The sequence below is a fragment of the Methylobacterium terricola genome (genome assembly GCF_006151805.1).
GTDB classification, from domain to species: Bacteria; Pseudomonadota; Alphaproteobacteria; order Rhizobiales; family Beijerinckiaceae; genus Methylobacterium; species Methylobacterium terricola.
In genome coordinates this window covers 73,342-89,171 of sequence record NZ_VDDA01000018.1, presented here as the reverse complement: position 1 = coordinate 89,171, position 15,830 = coordinate 73,342, and the positions used below count along the sequence as shown (strand labels likewise).

Genomic DNA, 15,830 nt, shown 5'->3' with positions numbered 1-15,830 from the left:
GACGGGAAGCTCAGCCTGTCGCGGATCGGCACGGCGGTTGCCGGGGTCGTCTCCGGTCGGCGCAGTGGAGCCTGGGATCCAGAACCGGGGACGTCGGACATCAAGCGGACCGTGGACCGGCTTATCCCGAACGTCCTGCGGTCCTGGATCCCGGGCTCCGCTGCGCGGCCCCGAGATGACGCGGTGGGCGTGGGGACCGCCCTCCCGAAAGACCGTACCGCGCGGGCCACGCCGATCGGGAAGGGCCTAACCCAGCACGTACCGCTCGATCGCGTCCGCGAACCCGTCCGCCTCGTTCGTCCCGGTCACGTAGGTCGCCGCCCCCTTCACCGCGTCGCTCGCATTGCCCATCGCGATCGACAGCCCGGCGCGGGCAAACATCGCCGTGTCGTTCGCCATGTCGCCGAGCACCGCCACCTCGGCGAGCGGAACCCCCAATTCCCCGGCGATGCGGGCGACGAAATGGCCTTTGTCGATGTGGGGCGGGGTCACGTCGAGGTAGTAGACCTGCGAGCGGTGAACGGCCGCGCCGTCGCCGATCTCTTCGGCCAGGCGCGGCTCGAGGGCGGCGAGGCCTGCATGGTCGCGCGACACGCCGACGAGCTTCGCCGCCCGGGCAAGATGCGGCGTCAGGTCATCCACCACCCGGGGCTCGGCTTGAAGGGTGCGGCGCTCGAGGTCGGTATAGGGGCCGTCCGGATTGGTCAGGAGCCACGCCCCCTCGGCGAAGACCCAGAGGTCGATCCCCTCGGCGGAAAACCGCGCGGCGGCGTGCCGGGCGGCCTCCTCGGGGATCAGGGTCTCGTCGACGAGCGAGAGGTCGGGCCGCACCACCGTCGAGCCGTTGAAGGCGCCCATCGGCCGGTCGAGCCCGAGCGGCGCCACGAGCGGGCGCAGGCCGATCGGCGGCCGGCTCGACGCCACCGTGAAGGCGATGCCGCGGGCACGCAGGGCGGCGACGGCCGCGATCGCCCGGGGCGTCAGCTGCTTGTCGCCGGTGACGAGGGTGCCGTCGACGTCGGTGACCACGAGGGAGATGGGCATCGGAGAAGCGTCCTCGGATTTCACGCTGCTGTTTCCAGGCTCAGAGGTCCGAGCTCAGATTTCCCTGTGCACCGGCACCGGCTCGGGCGGCGTCTCGGGCCGCAAGGGGACGATCTCGGGCGCCCGCACCCGCTCGCCAAGGGCCTGCGGCCCGAGCGTCAGGGCGAAGAAGTCGTATTCGCCCGGCAGGTCGTTCGCCATCAGGAACTGGAAGTGCATCCGGAACGGCCGGAACGAGATCCGCCGGTACACGGCCGGGTCGATGATCTCGCGGAACTTCGTCGAGCGGATCAGCGGGTTGCGGACCGGACCGGCCGGACTCTCGCCGAGGTCGCGGGCGGGGTTGAAGCCCGGGAAGTTCATCCAGTCCTGCGGCGCCTGGTAATCGGCCCAGACCAGCCGGCCGCTGGTGACGAGCCGCATCACGTCGTCCCGCACCCGGCGTGCCCGCGGGTTGATGGTGACGAGCGGCAGCCCGGCCCCGAGCGTCAGGAGCGACAGGCGCGGCGTCGCGGGCAGGTCGTGCGCCAGCACCCGCGCGGCGACCTCGGCGGCGGTGAGGCCGCCGGAGGAATGCCCGACGATCATCACCTCGTCGACCCCGCCGGCCCGGACGATCCCGGCGACATGGTCGGCGAACAGGGCGAGGCGGTCCTCGTAGTCCCGGCGCCAGCCATTGCTGTGCTGCCAGTTGAACACCCAGTCGTTGATGAGCTGGCGCAGGAAGATCCGGTCGAGGAGCGGGGTCGCGGCGAGCACGAGCCCGATGCCGGCGAGCGCGCCGACGATGCCGGCGGCGAGGCCCGGCAGCCACCCGGCCAGCAGATGCGCGACCCCGGTGCCGAGCAGGGCGGCGAGCGCGCCCAGGATCAGCACCATGCCGAACGGGTACAGGATGACGTTGCCGTATTTCCAGTTGAGGCCGTAGAGCCGGAACAGCTTGCCGGTCACGAGGCTGTGCAGCATGCCGGCGGTCAGGAGCGCCATCGAGGCGATCAGCGGCCGTTGGAAATCCGCCCGCACCAGATCGTCCGCCAACAGCACCTGGTAGGTCGTGCGGGTCTCGGCGCCATTGCGACCGGCTGCGACGGTCCAGGTCTGGACCAGCCCGTCCGGCCGGGTCTCGGCCCGGGTGATGGTGCGCGTCGCGAGGTCGAAGCGCTTGGCGTAGCGCGTGAATTCCCGGGCGTAGAGCGCCCGGTAGCGCTTGCCCGCCTCCGGGTCGTAGCCCGGCAGGTAGACGACGTGCCGCCGCCTTACCGGCCCGGGAGCCTGCTCGGCCGCATCGGGCGGCGTGAAGCCGATCTGTATGGTCATCTCTGCCCTGTCATCCGCATCGCGCCATCCTGCAGCCGTGATTTCGTAACCTTTGTCGTGCTTGGACGGCACGATGGTGACGGTCCCGGGGGGCGTCGGTCCTGTGTCTAGCGGGGAAGGCGGCGTCGGGGGAGGGCTCCCGAAGGCACTGTGACACGCGGGCCACGGACACAGGGCCGCGACTCGGCTAGGGACCACTCTCAAGCTAAGGACGAGCAATCTCCCTGATGCGCGCATTCCCGATCGCCCTCTGCACCGCGCTCGCGGTCTCGGGCTGCTCCAGCTTCCTGCCCGCGTCCGGCCCGACGGCGAGCGCGGTCGAGAAGGGCGCCGACATGGCGACCGACCAGGGCCTGCTCGCCCGCTACGAGATCGTTGACGTCGACGCCGCCGTGGTCGAGGCCCTGCGCGGCCGCCCGCTCGACAGCCTGCTCGCCTCCTTCGGCGACCGACGCCCCTCCGTCGAGCCGGTGATCGGCATCGGCGACACCGTGGCGGTGACCATCTACGAGGCCAGCACCGGCGGCCTGTTCTCCGGCTCGCTGTCGATCGACCGGTTCTCCTCCGGCTCGAAATCGGCCACCATCCCGCCCCAGGTCGTCAACCGCGACGGGTCGATCACGGTGCCGTATGCCGGCCGCGTCCAGGTCGCGGGCAAGCGCGTCCAGGACGTGCAGGTCCAGATCGAGCAGGAGCTCGCCGGCAAGGCGATCGAGCCGCAGGTCATCGTCACCGTCGTGCAGCCGACCAGCACCGCCGTGACGGTGACCGGCGAGGTCACGGCGGGCGCCCGCGTGCCGCTCTCCACCAAGGGCGACCGCCTGCTCGACGTGGTGGCCGGCGCCGGCGGCGTGCGCGCCCCGGTGGCCGAGACCTTCGTGCGGCTGTCGCGCGGCTCCACCACCGCGACGGTGCCGCTCACCGCCGTGGTCTCGAACCCGCGCGAGAACATCTTCCTGCGCCCGGGCGACACCCTCACCCTGGTGCGCGATCCCCAGACCTTCCTGGCGATCGGGGCGCTCGGGGCGCAATCCGAGATCCCCTTCGCCGCCGAGGGCATCACCCTGGCCCAGGCGCTCGCCAAGGCCCGCGGCCTCTCCGACCTCCAGGCCGACCCGGCGGGCGTGTTCCTGTTCCGGTTCGAGCCGGCCTCGGTGGTGCGCCGTCTGCGCCCGAACAGCCCGCTGCTCTCCTCGAACTTCGTGCCGGTGGTCTACCGGATCAACATGCGCGACCCCAACAGCCTGTTCGTCTCCCAGGCGTTCCGGATGCGCAACCGCGACCTCGTCTACGTCTCGAACGCGCCCTTCACCGAGGTCCAGAAGGTGCTCGGCGTGTTCTCGACCATCACGGCGCCGGTCTCGGCCGGCGCCTCGGTCTATGCCGGCGTGCGCTGACGAGGCGGGCGCCGCGGGCGCCCGCTCGACGCCCTGGGCGGGCGACGCGTCGGCCTGCCAAGGCAAGCCTGCTCAGGCCGTCACCACCCGTACCGGCGCGCCCCGGCGCCAGGCGGCGATGGCCTCCACCGTATCCTCGTAGAACATCCGGAAGGTGCTGTCGGTGACGTAGCCGAGATGCGGCGTCAGCACGGCGTTCGGCACGCTCCGCAGGGGATGGTCGGCGGGCAGGGGCTCGCGGTCGTAGACGTCGAGCCCGGCCCGGATGCGACCCTCGCGCAGGGCCGCGATCAGCGCCGCCTCGTCGACGAGCGGCCCGCGGGAGGTGTTGATCAGGATCGCGCCGCGCCGCATCCGGGCGATCTCCGCTGCGCCGACGATGCCGCGGGTCGAGGGCGCCAGCACCATGTGCAGGCTGACGACGTCGCTCTCCGAGAACAGCGCCGCGCGGGTGGCGAGCTCGGCGCCGCCGGCCTCGGCCCGCTCGGGCGTGAGGTTCGGGCTCCAGGCCGTCACCCGCATGCCGAGCGCCCGTCCGACCGCCGCCACCCGGGCGCCGATCCGCCCGAGGCCGACGAGCCCGAGGCAGCGGCCCTCCAGCCCCTCGCCCAGGGTCTCCTGCCAGCGCCCGCCGGCCATGTTGGCGAATTCCCGCGGCAACGAGCGGGCGCAGGCCAGCATCAGCGCGACCGTCAGCTCCGCGGTGGCGATGCCGCCCTCGCCGTTGCGGGTGTTGCAGACGGTGATGCCGCGGGCCTGGAGCGCCGCCGTGTCGACGGACGGGTTGCGCCCGCCGGTGAACACCACGAGCTTGAGGGCGGGCAACTGCGCGATCAGCGCGGCGTCGAGCGGCATGCGCTCGCGCATCAGGCAGAGCACGTCGTAGGGGGCGAGCCGCGCCGCGGCCTCCGCCCGCGGCACCGGCTCGCGGAGGAACTCCACCGCCGCCGACGGCCCGAGGCCGGCCCAGTCGGCCAGCCCGGCGGCCACGCCCTGGTAGTCGTCGAGCACCGCGACCCGGATGCCGTCAGCCTGATTCATCGAAGGATCCCCTTTGAATTCCTCAATATCCCGCGTCGGACGGGCGTTCCAGCCGTGGCGTCCGTGCTATCATCGCCGCCGCACCCTGACGCGCCGCGGCCCTCTTACGCGCTGCGGCCCCCTTGCGCCCCTGCGGGCTCGCACCCGATAGAGCGGGCGCCCTCGCGGGTCCGTGAGGGCGGCTTCGGGTGGTCGGCCTCGGAGGTCGGCACGGACAAGGGGGCCACGGCCGTGCTAAGCGGCCGGATTCGAGGCCGGAGGTCGGAGTGGGTCGAACGATGCGGGAGCGCCGGGGATGACGCGCACCAGGGCCGTCGCCGCCCTGTGGCTGGCGATCGCAGCGCTGCTGACCGGGACGGGTGCCGCCCGTGCCGACGTGACCATTGGGGTCGCGGTCCCGCGGACCGGCCCGGTCGCGGGGATCGGCGAGCAGGTGCTCCAGGGCGTGCAGGCCGCCGTCCGGGACGCCAATGCCCGCGGCGGGATCGCCGGCGAGCCGATCGTCCTCGACGTGCAGGACGATGCCTGCGACCCGGGCCAGGCGATGGCGGTGGCCGAGCGCTTCGTGCGCGCCGGCGTGCGGCTGGTGATCGGCCATGTCTGCTCCAGCGCCTCGCTCGCCGCCTCCGACGTCTACGCGGCGGCCGGCGCGGTGATGATCAGCCCGGCCTCCAACGCCGCGCGCCTGACCGATCGCGGCCTGCCGACGATCTTCCGGGTCTCGGGGCGGGAGGACGACCAGGGGCGCCTCTCGGCCACGATCCTGGCCGAGCGTTTTCGCGACAAGAAGATCGCGATCCTCTACGACGACACCCCGTTGTCGCGGAACCTCGCGGAATCGACCAAGGCCAACCTCAACAAGATCGGCCAGAACGAGACGCTGTTCTCGGCCATCGTCCCGGGCCAGACCGACGACGCGGCGCTGATCAAGCGCCTGCAGGGCGCAGGGATCGAGGTGGTCTATTACGGCGGCCACTACCAGGAAATGGGCAAGCTGGTGCGGAAGGCGGCGGAAGCCGGCTACCGCCCGCAATGGTTCGGCACCTCCGGCATCGCCACGAAGGAGTTCGGCTCGCTTGCCGGTCCGGCGAGCGACGGCGTGCTGATGACCTTCAACCCGGACCTGCGCCGCAAGCCCGAGGCCGCCGCCGCCGTGAAGGCCCTGACGGCCGATGGGATCGATGCCGCCGGCTTCACCCTCTACGGCTACGCCGCACTCCAGGCCCTGGTCGAGGCCGGCAACTTCGCCAGGTCCACCGACCCGAAGGCCATCGCCGAGACGCTGCATGCCGAGCGCTTCAACCTGGTGCTCGGCAATGTCGGGTTCGACCAGAAGGGCGACGTGACCGCCCCCGGATACGTGCTCTACGTCTGGCGCGACGGCGCGTTCACCTACGCGAATTAGGGCCGGCGCCCCTCAAGGCTGGCGCGGCGTGAGAGCCGAGAGGTCGAGAGGCAGGATGCCCTCGGCCACCGTGAGGGTGCGGCCGCCGATCCAGTCTGCGCCGTCATAGGCGACGAAGATCCGGCCGCGCCGTCCGAGCGCCGTCCCTTGCGCGGCGATGTAGGGCCCGGTGGCGCGGCCGGTCTCGCGCAGCCAGCCCGCCACCGCCGCGTTGAAGCTGCCGGTCACCGGATCCTCGACCAGGGCACCGGCGCCGTCGCTGAACAGGGTGCGGATCTCCCACGCGACCTCCCCGCCGGGCGGATGGGCGCCGACGAGCCCGATATCGATCCGGCCCTCGATCCGTCGGACCGGTTCCACCGCCAGCACCTCCTCGGCCGATCGGAGCATCACCCCGACCCAGCCCGGGCCGTTGTCGCACCAGCGCGCCTCCACGATCTGCTCGGGCGAGATCCGCAGCACCGCCACGATCTCCCGCATCGTCGCGTCGTCCACCGGCCCCGCGCGCAGCAACCGCGGCGCCGCGAAGGCGAGGCGGTCCTGGTCCTGCCGGATCGGCACGAGGCCGGCGCCGCATTCCTGAACGATGCGCCCGGTCTCGCGCGGCCGGCCCCCGAGTGCCGCCCAAGCATGGCAGGCGCCGAGCGTCGGGTGGCCGGCGAAGGGGAGTTCGTGGGCGAGGGTGAAGATCCGTGCCCGGTAATCGGCGCCGGGATCGGTTGGCGGCAGCAGGAACACCGTCTCCGACAGGTTGAACCAGCGGGTCATCGCCTGCATCGTCGCGGTGTCGGGCTCGGCGCCGCTCACCACGGCGAGCGGGTTGCCGGTGAAGGCGCCGTCGTGGAACACGTCGATCAGGGCGAAGCGGGCGGTCATGGCGGGGCTCCGGGGGATGGGCCGAGGCATGATCTGCCTGATTCTCCACTCTCGTCCCACCCGGGATTTCGGCGAACCTCCCCGTCATTCCAGGGCCGCGCGGCAGAGCCCGGAATGACGCTGAGAGTGGGAGAGAGAGCGGCGAGGCCGCGCTCAGCCCTCGTACAGCCCCTTATGCGTCTCACGCAGCAGGTTCTTCTGCACCTTGCCCATCGTGTTGCGCGGCAATTCGTCGACGACGATCACGCGCTTGGGAAGCTTGAACTTGGCGAGCCGGCCCTCGAGAGCCGACAGGATCGCCGCCTCGCTCGGCGTGTCGCTTCCGCGCGGCACCACCACGGCGGTGACGCCCTCGCCGAAATCCGGGTGCGGCACCCCGATCACGGCCGATTCGAGCACGCCGGGCAGTCCGTCGATCTCGGTCTCGACCTCCTTCGGATAGACGTTGAAGCCGCCGGTGATGATCAGGTCCTTGCCGCGGCCGACGATGTGGACGTAGCCGCGGTCATCGACCTTGCCGAGATCGCCGGTGATGAAGAAGCCGTCGGCCTTGAACTCGGCGGCGGTCTTCTCCGGCATGCGCCAGTAGCCCTTGAACACGTTGGGGCCGCGCACCTCGATCATCCCAACCTGATCCGCCGCCATCGCCCGGCCGGTCTCCGGATCGACCACCCGCAGCGACACGCCCGGCAGCGGGAACCCGACCGTGCCGGCGACCCGGTCGCCGTCATAGGGGTTCGACGTGCTCATGTTGGTCTCGGTCATGCCGTAGCGCTCGAGGATCGCGTGGCCGGTCCGCTCCTGCCACTCGCGATGGGTCTCGGCGAGCAGCGGCGCCGAGCCGGAGACGAACAGGCGCATGCCGGCCGCCGCCTCGCGGGTCAGGCCCGGCTCCTTGAGCAGGCGGGTGTAGAAGGTCGGCACGCCCATCAGCGCCGTCGCGCGGCCCATCAGCGACAGGATCAGCGACGGATCGAGCTTGGGCAGGAACACCATCGCGGCGCCCGACATCAGCACCGTGTTGGTGGCGACGAACAGGCCGTGGGTGTGGAACACCGGCAGGGCGTGGATCAGCACGTCGTCCGGCGTGAAGCGCCAGTACTCGACCAGGGTCAGCGCATTCGACGACAGGTTGTCGTGGGTGAGCATCGCGCCCTTCGAGCGCCCGGTGGTGCCCGAGGTGTAGAGGATCGCCGCGAGATCGTCGGAGGCGCGCGGCACGTCGGCGAAGTCGCCGGTCTGGCCCGCGGCCTCGGCCGCCATCGTGCCCTCGCCCTTGGCATCCAGGGTGCCGACTTGGCTGACACCAGCCGCCTCGGCCACGGGCTTCAGCGCGTCGAGCTTCCCCGGGTCGCAAACGAACAGGGCCGGCTCGGCGTCGCCGAGGAAATAGGCGATCTCGGCCGGGGTGTAGCCGGTGTTGAGCGGCAGGAACACCGCGCCGGCGCGCACGCAGCCGAGATAGAGCGCGATCACCGCCGGGCTCTTCTCGACCTGCACCGCCACCCGGTCGCCGGGCGCGACGCCGAGGCCGACCAGCGCCGCGGCGTAGCGGCCGGATTCGGCGATCAGGCCGGCGTAGCTCCAGCGCAGGCCCTCGGTGGTTTCGAGGAACGTTCTGGCCGACGGATCGGCGGGGAGGCGGGAGCGGACGATGTCGAAGAAGTGGTTGGACATGGGCAAGACTCTTGGATCATCGGCGACGATGATAGTCGCGCCGTCCGCTCGAAGAACGCGGGTGTCTCTCCTCGCCCCGCGGGCGGGGAGAGGGCTGCGTCTCCGTTCAGGAGATGCAGCAAGCCCGCAGGGCGGGGGTGAGGGGGTGTTTCCGAATCAGGCTCCTCCGGACACACCCCCTCACCCTCGGTTGCCGCCTCGCCGCGCCGACGACAAGGTCGCCGCGGCACTCTCCCCGCCCGCGGGGAGAGGAGGATGCGCAGCTACGCCTCCGCCAGCGCCACCGCCCGCGCCGGCGGCAGGTTCTGGCGCAACTCGCGGTTGACCGTGAGCGAGGCCGAGACGGTGCCGAGATTGGCGTAGGTCTCGTGGTTCTTCTCGATCGCGGCGAGGTCGTAGAGGTAGTTCACCATCAGCCCGTAGCCCTGCGACAGGCCCTTGGCCGAGACGTCGCCGAGGAAGTTAAGGCGTTCCAAGCGGGCGCCGTTGCCGAGATGGAAGCGGGCCACCGGATCGACCGGCTTGCCGCGGGCGGTCTTGGCGCGCAGGAAGTAATAGGCGGCGGCCGGCAGCAGGGCCTTCTTCACCGCCTCGGCCTTGGCCTTGTCGGCGTGCCAGTCCGGCTGGTCGAGGAGGCGCAGGGTCTCGACATCCTCCCGCGTCAGCCCCTGCGGTGCGTCCGCCCGGCGCTCGCGGTCGAGCCAGGTGCGGAAGGTCGGTACCGGCGACAGCGTCACGAAGGTCTTCAAGCCCGGCATCTCGCGGCACAGATCCTCCACGACCTGCTTGATCAGGAAGTTGCCGAACGTGATGCCGGCCAGGCCCTTCTGGCAGTTCGAGATCGAGTAGAAGATCGCGGTCGTCGCCTCGCTCGTGTCGGTCCGCGGGCGCTCGTTGGCGAGGATCGGGGCGATCGCCGCGGCGATGCCGGTGGTCAGCGCCACCTCGACGAAGATCAAGGGCTCGTCGAGCAGCGCCGGGTGGAAGAACGCGAAGCAGCGCCGGTCCGGCGGCTCGATGCGCCGGCGCAGGTCGTCCCAGCCGGAGATCGCGTGCACCGCCTCGTAGCGAATGATCTTTTCCAGGATATGCGCCGGCGTCGTCCAGTCGATCCGGCGCAGCACCAGGAAGCCGCGGTTGAACCACGAGGCGAACAGGTGCTCGAAATCGGCGTCGAGGCTGTCGACCGCCTCGGCCAGAGCCGGATCCGGCGTGTCGGCCTTGCGGGCGGCGTCGCGCAGGGAAAACAGATCCTCGCGCATCCGCACCAGCGCGATCGTGCCGTTGCGGGCGAGGTTGAGGCGGCGGATCAGTTCCTGCGAGCGCGGCTCGGCCGCCTCGTGCAGGCGGCCGAGGGCCGCCCGCGACGGCGCGGTCTCGTAAGCCGCGATGGCGCTCGCCACCGCCGCGTGGTCGGCCCCGAAATCGAGGGCGATGCGGCGCAGGAACTCGTGCCGGTCGGAGCGCGAGAAGCTGTCGTAGCGGTCGAGGATGATGCGGGCGAGCGCCACCCCCGAGGCTTCGCCGCGCCGGGAGATGAGGTCCTCGGCGAGCTTCACCACCTCGGGGACGCTCGCCTTGGCGAGGTCGCTGCGGCCGAAGGCGATCAGCCCGCGGCCCCGGTCGGAGATGCTCTGGAGAAGGTCGCCGAGGAACGAGATCGCCGCCATGGGGCCCTGCTCACTGTCGCTCTGCTCGTGGCCGGACCGCCCCCGCCCGGGAACGGCATCGGCCTTCGGTCGATGGGGCTCCGCCGGGGCAGCGGAGAATCGGGAGGGACGGCGCCGTCGCGCGTCGCGGTCGGGTGCCGTGTCCCGCATGGTGCCGCCTCTACTTGGTCGAGGGCAAGAGCAGATCCGGCAGCCAGAGGGCGATGCCGGGGACCACGCAGAGCACCAGGATCGCCACCGCCATCAGGATCACGAAGGGCAGGGTGCCCCAGATGATGTCGGAGAGCGGGATGTCCGGGGCGATGTTCTTGATGACGAAGATGTTGAGGCCCACCGGCGGGTGGATCAGCCCCATCTCCATGGTGATCGTCATGACGACGCCGAACCAGACCAGGTCGAAGCCCGCCTCGCGCAGCGGCGGCAGGATGATCGGCGCGGTCATCAGGATGATCGAGACCGGCGGCAGGAAGAACCCGAGCCCCACCACCAGCAGCAGGATGGTGAGGAGCAGCAGCCACGGCGAGAGATGCAGCGCCACGATCGCCGCGGCGGCGGCCTGCGAGATGTGGAGGTAGCTCATCACGTAGGCGTAGAGCAGCGACATGCCGATGATCAGCATCAGCATGGTGGATTCGCGCAGGGTCGCGATGAGGATCGGGCTCACGTCGCGGGCCCGCCACACCCCGTAGATCGCCGCGATCAGCGCCAGCGCCAGGAGGCCGCCGAGGCCGGCCGTCTCGGAGGGGGTGGCGTAGCCGCCGTAGAGCGCCACCATCACACCGGTGAGCAGCACCACGAAGGGCAGCACCCGCGGCAGGGTCGAGAAGCGCTCCGCCATCGAGTAGCGGTCCTCGGCCAGGATGGGGTGCTCCGGCCCGCCGGTGACGTAGGCCGCGCGCGCCATGGCGAATTCGCGCCGGAAGCGCCAGGCGGCGTAGGCGGCGAACAGCAGCACCAGCAGCAGCCCCGGCCCGATCCCGGCGAGGAACAGCCGCCCGAGGGACTGCTCGGCCGCCACCGCGTAGAGGATCATGGTGATCGAGGGCGGCAGCAGGATGCCCAGCGTCCCGCCCGCCGCGATGATGCCGGCGGCGAACCCCCCGGAATAGCCGCGCCGGCGCATCTCCGGGATGCCGGCCGAGCCGATCGCCGAGCAGGTCGCCGGGCTCGATCCCGCCATGGCGGCGAAGAGCGCGCAGGCGAAGACGTTGGCGATGCCGAGACCCCCGGGGATCTTGTGCATCCAGGCATGCATCGCCGAGTAGAGGTCCTGGCCCGCCTTCGACCGGCCGATCGCCGCGCCCTTCAGGATGAAGAGCGGGATTGACAGCAGGGTGATCGAGGCCATCTCCTCGTAGACGTTCTGCGCCACCGTATCGAGGGAGGCGCCGGGCATGAAGGCCAGCATGAAGACGAGCGCCACGGCGCCGAGCGCGAAGGCGATCGGGATGCCGGCGAGCATCGCCCCCAGGGTCGCGCCGGCGTAGAGCGTGCCGATGATCGCGGTGCTCATCGGGCGGCGTCCTTCTTGGCGTGCGTCTTGGTGCCAGGCGTCTTGGTGCCGGGCGTCTTGGCGTCGTGCATCTTGGCGTCGTGCGTCTTGGCCCGTTCGAGGTCGGCCCCGAGCCCGATCTTCGGATCCGCGAAGCCGGCCGCGTCCGGGCCGCGGGCGAGCGCCTCGGCGACCTGGAGCAGGAACTGCAGGGCGAGCAGCGTCATGCCGAGCGCCATCAACGAGTACGGGATCCAGAGCGGCGGGCCCCAGGTCGATTGCGAGATCTGGCCGTCGACCCAGGCCTCGTGCAGCAGCGTCCAGCTCTTCCAGGCGAAGAACCCGACGAAGCCGAGGCTGATCACGTCGGCGACGATCAGGCGGATCCGGTTCGCCCGCGGCGACAGGAGCCCCGTCAGCGCCTCGATGGCGACGTGGCCGCGCTTCGCCTGCACGCCCGCCGCCGACAGGAAGGTGGCGCCGACGATGAGGAACACCGCCGTCTCGTCCTGCCAGTCGGTCGGGATCTTCAGGAAGTAGCGGACGACGACGCTGTAGCTCAGCACCAGGCAGGCGGCGACGAGGGCGACGCCGCCGAGGAGCAGGATCACCCGGTTGAGGCCGCCCATCGCCGCCTCGATCGCGGCGAGCGGCCCCGGCAGGCGGCTGCGTGCCGTGGACCGCTCCGGCTCCGCGGCGGCGGAGGCCGCGTCGAAAGCGTGGCTCACGCGACCGCCTCCGCGAGCTTCAGCATCTCGGCGCAGGACGACGACTTCGCCGCATAATCCTTCCAGGCCGAATCGCGGGCGATGTCACGCCAGCGGCCGAGCGTCGCCTCGTCGAGGGTCTCGACCTTGGCGCCGGCCTTGCCGAAGATCTGCTCGACCCGGGTGTCGTCGGCCTGCGCGCCCTCCTGTCCGAAGGATTCGAGCTCGGCGCCGACCGCCATGATCAGGTCGCGCTGATCCTGCGGCAGGCCGTCGAAGACGGTCTTCGACATCATGATCGGCTCGAGCATGAACCAGTAGGACCGGCCACGGCCGGACGTGAGCGACTTCGACAGCTCCTCGAGCCGGAACGAGATCAGGCTGGTGGAGGAGGTGATGACCGCGTCGCAGGCGCCGGTCTGCATCGCGGCGTAGGATTCGTTCGAGGGCAGGCTCAGCGTCGCGGCGCCGGCGGCCTTCATCATCAGGTCCATCTCGCGCGAGCCGCCGCGGACCTTCAGGCCCTTGGCATCCTCCGGCCGCACCAGCGGGCGCTCGCGGCTCGCGACCCCGCCGGCCTGCCAGACCCAGGAGACCAGCACGATGTTCTTCGACAGCAGGATCTCGGTGAGCTTGCGCCCGACCGGCGCTTTCTTCCAGGCCATGGCCTGCTGGTAGGAGGTCACGAGCGCCGGCATCAGCCCGATATTGGTCTCCGGCACCTCGCCGCCGGCATAGGGCAGCGGGTAGAGGCTCATATCGAGCGCGCCCTTGCGCATCGCGCTGAACTGGGCGTTGGTCTTCATCAGCGACGAGCCGGGATAGACCTGGACCTCGATCGCGCCCTTCGAGCGCTCCTTCACGGCGGCGGCGAACTTGCGGCACATCCGATCGCGAAAATCGCCCTCGTCGATCGTGCCGCCGGGGAACTGGTGCGACAGCTTCAGGATCGTGGCGGCCTGCGCGGCGCGCCCGAGGCCGATCAGCGCGGGGGCCGCGAGGCCGGCGGCCACGAGAGTGCGACGGGTGAGAGCCATGGCGGTTCCTCTGGACGGAGCGCGGGTCTTGAGCCCGCGTCTCTCGGCGATGGCGAAAGGGGGGGGGCCGCCCTGCCGCCTCATGCACTCAGAAGACGCCAATCTTGTATATTTTGTCAATCGGCGTGCATACTCTTCGATGGTTGGTGTCGGGATCATCCAAGAGACGCGCGTCATGAGCCATGCCCAGCGGCTGCGGCAAACGATCGAGGACGAGATCGTCGACGGCGTCCTGCGGCCCGGCGACCGCCTCGACGAGGTCCAGCTCGCCGCCCGGTTCGGGGTCTCCCGCACGCCGATCCGCGAGGCGCTGCTGCAACTTGCCGTCACCGGCCTGATCGAGGTCAAGCCGCGGCGCGGCGCGGTGGTGAGCACGCCGGAGCCGGCGCGGCTGTTCGAGATGTTCGAGACGATGGCGGAGCTCGAGGCCGCCTGCGGCCGCCTCGCCGCCCGGCGCCTGACCGAGCCGGACCAGCGCGACCTCGTCGCGGCCCTCGACGCCTGCCGGATCGCGGCGGCCACCGGCGACACCGAGACCTATTACGCCGAGAACGCGGTGTTCCACGCGGTGATCTACCGGGCCTCGCGCAACGGCTTCCTGTGCGAGCAGGCCCTCACCTTGAGCCGGCGCCTGGCGCCGTTTCGGCGCATCCAGCTGCGCGCCAGAAACCGGCTGCGGCAATCCTTGGCCGAGCACGAGGGCGCGGTCGAGGCGATCCTGGCCGGAGACGAGGCGCTGGCCGGCGAGCGCCTGCGCGCCCACGTCCTGGTCCAGGGCGACCGGTTCTCGGAGCTGATCCGCAGCCTGCCGGGCGGCAGCGCCGCGGCGTGACCGTTGACGCGGGTCAACCCATTGACCCTACGGCGCTTTCGTGAAGTCGGAACGACCCCCGGGACGCGACGTTGTGACTCCGAGCGCCCACGCTTGCGGGCGCCGCCCGACGACCCTCCTTCTTTCCGGTGTCTGATGCCGCCCGAACCTCGTCCCGGTTCCGCCCCGTCCGGCGTATCCTCGGCCCTGTGGACCGTGTTCCTCGGCCTCGCCCTGGTGCGCCTCGTCACCGCGCGGCGGCCGGACGGGGTGCAGGACGCTCCGCCCGACCCGACCCGGCATCTCGGCGGCGGCGCCAAGTCGTATTCCGGGCGCCCGGCCCAGTGGGTCGCCGACACGGAGGGCGACCGCGGCCGCAAGGCTTCCGCCCCCACCGACATCCCGGCCAAGGGCTGGAAGGACGTGCTCTACCGCGTCTATCTCGAGTTCCAGAAGGATCGCGTGCTGTCGGTGGCGGCCGGCGTCACCTTCTACACCCTGCTCGCCATCTTTCCGGCGGTGGCCGCGCTCGTCTCGCTCTACGGGCTGTTCACCGATCCGAGCACCATCAACGACCACCTGTCCCTTCTCCAGGGCGTGCTGCCCTCCGGCGCGCTGGAGATCATCGGCGATCAGGTCAAGCGGATCACCGCGAAGGGCGGCACCACCCTCGGCATCACCTTCTTCACCAGCCTCGCGATCTCGCTCTGGAGCGCCAATGCCGGCATGAAGGCGATGTTCGACGCGCTCAACATCGTCTACGAGGAGGAGGAGAAGCGCAGCTTCATCCAGCTCAACCTGCGCTCGCTCGCCTTCACCTTCGGCGCCCTGGTCTTCGTCATCGTGGCGATCGGCTGCATCGTGGTGCTGCCGGTGGCGCTGAACTTCCTCGGCTATTTCGGCATCTCGATCAGCCCGAAGGCGTGGTACATCGCGCTGCTGCGCTGGCCGGCCCTGCTCGCGGTCCTGCTGTTCGTGCTGGCGCTGCTCTACCGCTACGGCCCGAGCCGCGATCTGCCGCGCTGGCGCTGGGTCACGCCCGGCAGCCTTACCGCCGGGGTGGTGTGGCTCGCCGCCTCGATCGGCTTCTCCTGGTACGTCGCGCATTTCGGCAGCTACAACGAGACCTACGGCTCGCTCGGCGCCGCGATCGGCTTCATGACCTGGATCTGGATCTCGTCGACGATCGTGCTGATCGGCGGCGAGATCAACGCCGAGCTCGAGCACCAGACTGCCCGCGACACCACCACCGGACCCGAGCAGCCGATGGGCACCCGCCGGGCGCGGATGGCCGACACGATCGGAGCGCCGGCGTAAGGCGTTAACGCGCCGCACCATCTCGCGGGGTGCGGCGCC

The 15,830-nt window shown here is 70.9% G+C and carries 13 protein-coding genes; 4 read left to right on the top strand and 9 right to left on the bottom strand.

The annotated features are described in order from the left end of the window. Nucleotides 1-246: 246 nt before the first annotated feature. Nucleotides 247-1,044, bottom strand: a complete 798-nt coding sequence (locus FF100_RS27190; protein ID WP_139038894.1) for a Cof-type HAD-IIB family hydrolase — start codon at nt 1,042-1,044, stop codon at nt 247-249. 54 nt (nt 1,045-1,098) lie between these two features. After that, nucleotides 1,099-2,361 carry a lipase family protein gene (locus tag FF100_RS27185; protein WP_139038893.1) on the bottom strand — a complete coding sequence of 421 codons (1,263 nt, stop codon included), beginning with the start codon at nt 2,359-2,361 and terminating at the stop codon, nt 1,099-1,101. A gap of 227 nt (nt 2,362-2,588) precedes the next feature. On the opposite strand from FF100_RS27185, the gene FF100_RS27180 reads away from it, so the two are divergent. Continuing rightward, nucleotides 2,589-3,758, top strand: a complete 1,170-nt coding sequence (locus tag FF100_RS27180) for a polysaccharide biosynthesis/export family protein (protein ID WP_139038892.1) — start codon at nt 2,589-2,591, stop codon at nt 3,756-3,758. A 72-nt stretch (nt 3,759-3,830) separates the two neighbouring features. Here FF100_RS27180 and FF100_RS27175 read toward each other — a convergent pair whose 3' ends face one another. Next, nucleotides 3,831-4,799 carry a D-2-hydroxyacid dehydrogenase family protein gene (locus FF100_RS27175; protein ID WP_139038891.1) on the bottom strand — a complete coding sequence of 323 codons (969 nt, stop codon included), beginning with the start codon at nt 4,797-4,799 and terminating at the stop codon, nt 3,831-3,833. A 295-nt stretch (nt 4,800-5,094) separates the two neighbouring features. Between FF100_RS27175 and FF100_RS27170 the strand changes: the two genes are divergently transcribed. After that, nucleotides 5,095-6,204 carry a branched-chain amino acid ABC transporter substrate-binding protein gene (locus tag FF100_RS27170; RefSeq protein ID WP_171070350.1) on the top strand — a complete coding sequence of 370 codons (1,110 nt, stop codon included), beginning with the start codon at nt 5,095-5,097 and terminating at the stop codon, nt 6,202-6,204. 12 nt (nt 6,205-6,216) lie between these two features. Here FF100_RS27170 and FF100_RS27165 read toward each other — a convergent pair whose 3' ends face one another. The 6 genes from FF100_RS27165 to dctP all read right to left on the bottom strand — a co-directional run bounded on the left by FF100_RS27165 (nt 6,217) and on the right by dctP (nt 13,663). Beyond that, nucleotides 6,217-7,080: a PhzF family phenazine biosynthesis protein gene (locus FF100_RS27165; RefSeq protein ID WP_139038890.1), complete on the bottom strand. Its 864-nt coding sequence runs from the start codon at nt 7,078-7,080 to the stop codon at nt 6,217-6,219. A gap of 153 nt (nt 7,081-7,233) precedes the next feature. Then, entirely contained in the window at nt 7,234-8,757 is a 1,524-nt protein-coding gene (locus tag FF100_RS27160; protein WP_139038889.1) for a malonate--CoA ligase, read from the bottom strand. A gap of 263 nt (nt 8,758-9,020) precedes the next feature. Beyond that, nucleotides 9,021-10,427: a malonyl-CoA decarboxylase gene (locus FF100_RS27150; protein WP_139038887.1), complete on the bottom strand. Its 1,407-nt coding sequence runs from the start codon at nt 10,425-10,427 to the stop codon at nt 9,021-9,023. A 160-nt stretch (nt 10,428-10,587) separates the two neighbouring features. Beyond that, complete coding sequence (locus FF100_RS27145) at nt 10,588-11,940, bottom strand: TRAP transporter large permease (RefSeq protein ID WP_139038886.1); 1,353 nt, start codon at nt 11,938-11,940, stop codon at nt 10,588-10,590. Next, complete coding sequence (locus FF100_RS27140; RefSeq protein ID WP_139038885.1) at nt 11,937-12,647, bottom strand: TRAP transporter small permease; 711 nt, start codon at nt 12,645-12,647, stop codon at nt 11,937-11,939. Before FF100_RS27140 ends, FF100_RS27145 begins: the two co-directional genes overlap by 4 nt. Then, entirely contained in the window at nt 12,644-13,663 is a 1,020-nt protein-coding gene (gene dctP, locus FF100_RS27135) for a TRAP transporter substrate-binding protein DctP (RefSeq protein WP_139038884.1), read from the bottom strand. Before dctP ends, FF100_RS27140 begins: the two co-directional genes overlap by 4 nt. 175 nt (nt 13,664-13,838) lie before the next feature. On the opposite strand from dctP, the gene FF100_RS27130 reads away from it, so the two are divergent. Further along, complete coding sequence (locus tag FF100_RS27130) at nt 13,839-14,495, top strand: GntR family transcriptional regulator (RefSeq protein ID WP_139038883.1); 657 nt, start codon at nt 13,839-13,841, stop codon at nt 14,493-14,495. Nucleotides 14,496-14,630: 135 nt separating this feature from the next. Continuing rightward, a complete protein-coding gene (locus tag FF100_RS27125) occupies nt 14,631-15,791 on the top strand; it encodes a YihY/virulence factor BrkB family protein (protein ID WP_139038882.1) in 1,161 nt (386 codons plus the stop codon). Nucleotides 15,792-15,830: the final 39 nt, after the last annotated feature.